The organism is Pseudomonas sp. P7759 (genome assembly GCF_013386445.1).
Classification (GTDB): domain Bacteria; phylum Pseudomonadota; class Gammaproteobacteria; order Pseudomonadales; family Pseudomonadaceae; genus Aquipseudomonas; species Aquipseudomonas azotoformans_A.
Genome location: NZ_JACART010000102.1, coordinates 1 through 5,834 on the forward strand (window position 1 = coordinate 1; position 5,834 = coordinate 5,834).

The following is a 5,834-nucleotide window of genomic DNA, read 5'->3' on the forward strand; positions in this document are numbered from 1 at the left end:
CAAGCCCGCTCACTACAGAGAGACTTAGTTCGCCATAGCGGTGAGGTCCGTCAAAATCACCGCCATTGCCTGATCTGGCGCCGTGAAGGCCGTGTCGACCGTCAGCGGTATTTCATCCCAGTCTTCGTACTCATGCGCCAACACCGACTCCCAACTGGGTGGAACCAGGCCGGGAATATCCCCCGTTCGGGTCTCCACCCGCCGTTGATGTTCCTGCCGGTCAGAACAAATCACCCGAATATCCAGCAACGCCACACCGGCCATTGCCGCCGTTGTCTTCCATGCCTCCCGGCTTTCCCTGACCGGGTTCACGCAGTCAGCCACCACCATCTGCCCCAATTGCAGGTTGCTCAACGCCAAAGCATTCGCCACCCCATAACCGCTGGCGCCCACATCGCCCGCCAGCACGCCCGCATCACGGATCGCCTGCTCAATCACATCAATGCGTAGATACACCGCGCCGATCTGGCGTGCCAGTGCCTGGGCCAGGGTGGTCTTGCCGGTGCCGGGCAGTCCGCTGAAGACAATTAGCATGGGGGGCTCTCGATAAGGTTGGGCCGGTTCAGGGTATCCTTCAGTTCCTCACCGGTCGACCACAGGACAGCCCATGCCCCTGCCGTTTGTAAAAATGCACGCTCATGGCGATGACTTCATCATCATCGACCGCCGTGGCCTGGACGATCCGATCACCGCGAAAATCGCCCGCCAACTCGGCAACCGCCACACCGGTATCGGTTTCAACCAACTGGCTGTGCTGCTCGATTGTGACGACGCCGCGGCGCGCATCAAGTTCTGGAACCCCAACGGCACGCCGCTGGCCACCTGCGGCAGCGCCACCCGTGGCGTGGCTGATCGCTTGATGCATGAAGCCGGCACGGACTCGGTGGTGCTGCGTACCGATCGGGGCTTGCTGACCTGTGTGCGGGCAGCCGGGCGGCAGGTGTCGGTGAACATGGGGGAGCCGTCGCTGGACTGGTCAGCCGTGCCGCTGGCCGAGGCCCTGGACACCCGCACCTTGCCCATCGATGGCAACCCGGCGGCGTGCAGCATGGGCAACCCGCATTGCACCTTTTTTGTGGACGATATCGCGGCTGTCGACGTGGCGGCCTTGGGCCCGGCGCTGGAAATTCACCCGTTGTTCCCGGCCAAGACCAATGTGCATTTCGTGCAGGTGCTTGATCGTAGCCACATCCGCCTGCGCATCTGGGAGCGCGGCGGCGGCGTGCCGTTGGGCTCGGGTTCCTGTTGCTGTGGTGCGGTGGTCAATGGCATTCGTCGTGGGCTGCTGGACGATACCGTCGAAGTGCATTGCGACGGCGGCACGGTAACCGTGCACTGGGCGGGCGACGGCGGGGTGGTACTGACGGGCAGCGTCGAGCCGGTGATGCAGGGTAGCGCCTATATAGGCTGAAAGTTTACGGTAAACGTGGTGCCGCCCGTGGCACAGGAACTCACGGCCACGTCGCCGCCATGCACCTTGGCCAATTCGCGCACGATATACAGGCCGAGGCCGACGCTGCGCACATCACTGCCTTGGTCGGTGCCACGGGTCATGGGTTCGAACAGTTCGGCGAGCAAGGCTTCGGGGATTACCTTGCCGTGGTTGTGTACTGAGACTTCGCAGCTATCCTGTCCCAGCCGTGACGTGACGGTGATCGGCCGTTGCAGGTCGCCATACGCCACGCTGTTGGCCACCAGGTTGCCAATGATCTGCTGAACGCGGTCGGCGTCCAGGCAAGCCTCGCCACTGCCCTCGGCGAGATGCGTCAACGTTGCCGTGGGAAACGCCACGCGCAGTTCATCCACGGCCCGATGAATCACCTCATGCAGGTCCAACGGCGCCGCCTTGATGGTAATGCCCTGGCCGACGCGCGCCTGGGTGAAGTCCAGCAGGTCGGCGATCATGCGCTGGGCACGCTCGGACGACTGGCCAATGTGCCCGAGCAGTTGGCGTTCCTTGGAAGTGCGTTCGCCACGGTTGAGAAAATCCGAGGCCATGCGAATGGCCGTGAGCGGGTTCTTCAAGTCATGGCTGACAATCGCCACCATCTGCTCGGCAAACAGCGCCCGGCGCTGGGCGATGGCATAGGCCTCGCTCAATTCGGCCTGGGCCAGTTTGAGCGCGAGTTCGGTGGCGGTCTTTTCCTGCAACAGTGCTTCGGCAAAGTTGCGTGCATTGAGCAACTCGCGCTCGTACTTGTCGCGGTCGGTGGTGCCGAACAGCGCCAGGTCGTACACCGCACCGTGGTCCTGCTCGCGCTTGATGCCGTTGAGCAGCACGGTCAGCTTGTGGCCGTCACGGTGCAGCATGTCGAGTTTCACTTCGGTGACGCTGCCACGCAGGCGCAGCATCGGCGCCAGGTGGGTCTGGTGGAAGATCCGCCCGCCCATGGTCAGCAAATCCTGGAAGCGCTTACCGCACAGCTCCGTGGTGCTGAACCCCAGCCACTCGCTGAAACGCGTATTGGCTTGCAGGATCGTGCCATCCTCAGCCGTCACAGCGAGGGCGCAGGCGGCACTGTCAAACAACTCAGCCGGCATGGGCGGCCGTCCACGGCGCCAGGAAGCTTTCCATCGCCGCCGCGCACGCTTGCGGCGCGCTCATGTGCGGGCAATGGCCGACGTTGTCCACCAGGCAATAGATGCTGTTGGGCAACACGCTGTGCAGGTATTCGCCCACGGCCACGGGGGCGATCAGGTCGTCGCTCGATTGCAGGATCAGCACCGGAGTGGCCAGGCCGATCACGTCCTGGCGGTTGTCCGACATGAACGTCACTCGCGCAAATTGCTTGGCGATCTCAGGTTCGGTGCGACAGAAACTGTCCGTCAATTCCTCGCTCAACGCCGGTTGCCCAGGCGCGCCCATGATTACCGGGGCCATGGCGCTGGACCAGCCGAGGTAGTTGCTGTCGAGGGTGTCGAGCAGGTCCTGGATATCCGCCAGTTTGAAGCCGCCGACATAGCCGTCGGCGTCGATATAGCGCGGCGAGGGGCCGATCATGACGTGGGCGGCAATGCGGCCGGGGGTCTGGCGGTCGGCGAGTGTGCCGATCATGGCGCTCACCGAATGGCTCACCAGGATCACCGGGCCTACCGCGAAGGCGTCGATGATTTCGTTCAAATCACGGGCGTAGCCGTCCAGGGCACTGTATTTGGTCTTGTCGAACGCACTGAGGTCCGACAGACCGGCGCCCACCAAGTCATACATCACCACGCGGAAACGTTCGGAAAATTGCGGTGCCAGGTAGTTCCACATGGCCTGGTTGCAGCCGAAGCCGTGGGAAAACACCAGGGTCGAGCGGCCGTTGCCCATCACACTGACATTGTTACGGTGGCGTAGGTCCATGGGCTTCCCGTTATGGCGTTTTGCTATGCGTGCAGGGAGTTTAGATAGTCAACGGCGCGGGGTCACGCGATATAGCGCGGATAAGGTAAAGTCGCCGCCTTCAGGAAGAAACTTCAGGTAACAAACATGATGGCGATTCTGCGGCAGTCCGTCTTGAGTCTGGTGGCACTGGTGGTCTTGGGCCTGGTAGGCACCGCCCAGGCAGACATTTCACCGATTGGCGTCGCCCTCGACCAGCGGGTGATCGACCTCACCAACACCCTGGACGCCTCGACCACCACCCGTCTGAAAACCCAATTGGCCGACCTTGAGCAGCGCAAAGGCTCACAAGTGGCCGTGCTGTTGGTGCCGACCACCGGCGGCGTGAGCATCGAGGACTACGCCAACCAACTGTTCCGCGCCTGGAAGCTGGGACGCAAGGACGTCAACGACGGCATCCTGCTGGTGGTGGCCAAGGAAGACCGCAAGGTGCGCATTGAGGTGGGCTATGGCCTGGAAGGCACGGTCACCGATTTGCTCGCGCACCGCATCATCGAAGAACACATCACCCCGGCCTTCCGCCAGGGTGATTTCGTCGGTGGCGTCTCCCAAGGCGTCAGCGACCTGGTGGTGCTGGTGGACGGCGGCAACCTGCCCACAATAGCCGGGCCAGGGATCAACCCCCAGTTCATTGCGATAGCGCTGGCGTTTGTTATCGGCGCCCTGGGCGGTGTGCTGATCAGCGCCGGCAAGCTGCACTGGCGCCGTGCCTTGATTGCCGCGGTAGCGGTCACCGTGTTATTGGCGATTTTTGGCGGGGGCCGCGATTGGCTGATGTTCCTGCTGGTGCTGCCATTGACCCTGCTGATCGGCGGCGCGACCTTCGGCGCATTGTGGATGGCGCGTTCGGTGTTTTACGGCGTGATCGGGCTGCTGGCCTACATCCTGGGCTTGGTGGTGGTTGATCAGCGCTATGCCGATGTCAACTTCATCCACTGGCTGGTCTTTCCACTGGGCGCGCTGGTGGTGCTGGGGCTGTACCTGGTGCTGCTGGTGATCATGAAGGATGCCTGGAAGCAGAGCCGCGTGGGTTTTATCGCGCGGCTGTTGGCGGCGGTGGGGGTGTATGTGGCGGCGGGGGTGTTACTGGAACTCGGCCGTGATGGCTGGCTGTTCGCGTTCCCGATTGCCTCGTTTGCGGCGCTGTTCATCTTTGGCAAGACCAGCGGCGGCTCGGGGTCTTCGGGCGGTGGCTCGAGTTCGAGCTCCAGCAGCTCCAGTTCCAGCAGCAGCTCATCCGGCGGCGGTGGCTCCAGTGGCGGCGGCGGGGCGTCCGGCAGTTGGTAGCAACGGCTCAGGTTTTTTAGTGCACGTGTGGCGAGCGGGCTTGCCCCGCGTTGGGCTGCGCAGTGGCCCCAAAACCTGGCGCTGAGCAGTATCGGACTCACCGCATCTTCAAATCCGCAGAGGCAGCATGGGTTGCTTGGCAGAGCCCTGGGCGTCACAACGATTTAGACAAAAATACCCGGCTGCTGCCCTCAGGCTCACACGGTAGCTCGCCAAAACGTACCCAGCCATGCTTCTCGTAAAACCCCGGCGCCTGGAAACTCAGGGTGTACAGCACCGCGTTGCGACAGCCCCGGCGCCGGGCCTCCTCTTCGAATGTTTGCAGTAACTGGCTGCCCAGTCCGGTGCCACGCAGCGAGTCGGGCAGGTGGAACAGGTCGAGAAAGGCCATGCCCAGTGTGGTCTTGCCAGTGATGCCACCGAGGATTTGCTGGGTCTCGGGATCCTTGATCAAAACCGTCAGCAGACGCCGATCGTTATAGCCGGTGATGGCTTCATTGAACGCCGCCAAGCCGCCGCCGAGGATACGCTCGGCGTCGGGATTGGGTTGGTCGCTGATTTCAATATGCGCTGCGTTCATCTCTAGAGCGCCATGACCATTTCATGCCACGCCATGCCACCGTGATCCGACGGCGACGGCTGCACATACTGATAGCCCATGCGCTCATACAGCGGCACGTGTTGCTCCTTGCACATCAAATGAATCGTCTGCTTGCCCATGCGGCTCATGCGCTGCACAAACTCAGTCATCAACATTGTCGAATAGCCCTTGCCCTGATGCGCCGGGTCGACCACCACCGACATGATCACCACATTCGGCGCGTCGGCCGAGTGGCCCACCAACTCCTTGAACGCCTCGTCCGACATCACCACTTCGTGGGCGCAACCACAATTGATGAAACCCACCACTTCACCCGCGGCTTCCAGGATCAGAAAGCCTTGCGGGTACTGGGCAATACGCGTGGCGATCTTCTCCAGGGTCGCGGCTTCGTCGCCCTCGTAGGCGCTGATCTCGATGTCAAAGCAGCGGGCGGCGTCGGCGGGTAGGGCGTTGCGCAAGGTGAGGGCGGGCATGGGCGTTTCCTGAGGCGTTGAGCGAGAGGCCACATGATAGACAAACATCGCCCCCAGCAACACGAATCCTCTGTGGTGAGCGGGCTTG

Annotated in this window: 7 protein-coding genes; 2 read left to right on the top strand and 5 right to left on the bottom strand. The window is 62.5% G+C overall.

Features of this window, described 5'->3' with window-relative positions; all coding sequences use genetic code 11:
• Positions 1–24: 24 nt before the first annotated feature.
• On the bottom strand, positions 25–534 hold the full coding sequence (locus HX823_RS31285) for an AAA family ATPase (protein ID WP_038846912.1): 510 nt from the start codon (positions 532–534) through the stop codon (positions 25–27).
• A gap of 73 nt (positions 535–607) precedes the next feature.
• On the opposite strand from HX823_RS31285, the gene dapF reads away from it, so the two are divergent.
• Positions 608–1,411 (top strand): diaminopimelate epimerase, encoded by an 804-nt coding sequence (dapF, locus tag HX823_RS31290; RefSeq protein ID WP_177078501.1) that lies wholly within the window; start codon positions 608–610, stop codon positions 1,409–1,411.
• Here the strand turns inward: dapF and HX823_RS31295 are convergent.
• Together HX823_RS31295 and HX823_RS31300 are read right to left on the bottom strand one after the other, a co-directional pair.
• Positions 1,399–2,541: a PAS domain-containing sensor histidine kinase gene (locus HX823_RS31295; protein WP_177078503.1), complete on the bottom strand. Its 1,143-nt coding sequence runs from the start codon at positions 2,539–2,541 to the stop codon at positions 1,399–1,401. The genes dapF and HX823_RS31295 overlap by 13 nt on opposite strands.
• A complete protein-coding gene (locus tag HX823_RS31300) occupies positions 2,531–3,346 on the bottom strand; it encodes an alpha/beta fold hydrolase (protein WP_177078505.1) in 816 nt (271 codons plus the stop codon). Before HX823_RS31300 ends, HX823_RS31295 begins: the two co-directional genes overlap by 11 nt.
• Before the next feature lie 126 nt (positions 3,347–3,472).
• On the opposite strand from HX823_RS31300, the gene HX823_RS31305 reads away from it, so the two are divergent.
• Positions 3,473–4,672, top strand: a complete 1,200-nt coding sequence (locus HX823_RS31305; RefSeq protein ID WP_177078507.1) for a YgcG family protein — start codon at positions 3,473–3,475, stop codon at positions 4,670–4,672.
• Positions 4,673–4,826: 154 nt separating this feature from the next.
• Here the strand turns inward: HX823_RS31305 and HX823_RS31310 are convergent, their stop codons facing one another.
• Together HX823_RS31310 and HX823_RS31315 are read right to left on the bottom strand one after the other, a co-directional pair.
• Positions 4,827–5,252, bottom strand: a complete 426-nt coding sequence (locus HX823_RS31310) for a GNAT family N-acetyltransferase (protein WP_038846903.1) — start codon at positions 5,250–5,252, stop codon at positions 4,827–4,829.
• Between the two features lie 2 nt (positions 5,253–5,254).
• Entirely contained in the window at positions 5,255–5,746 is a 492-nt protein-coding gene (locus HX823_RS31315) for a GNAT family N-acetyltransferase (protein ID WP_038846900.1), read from the bottom strand.
• Positions 5,747–5,834 lie beyond the last annotated feature (88 nt).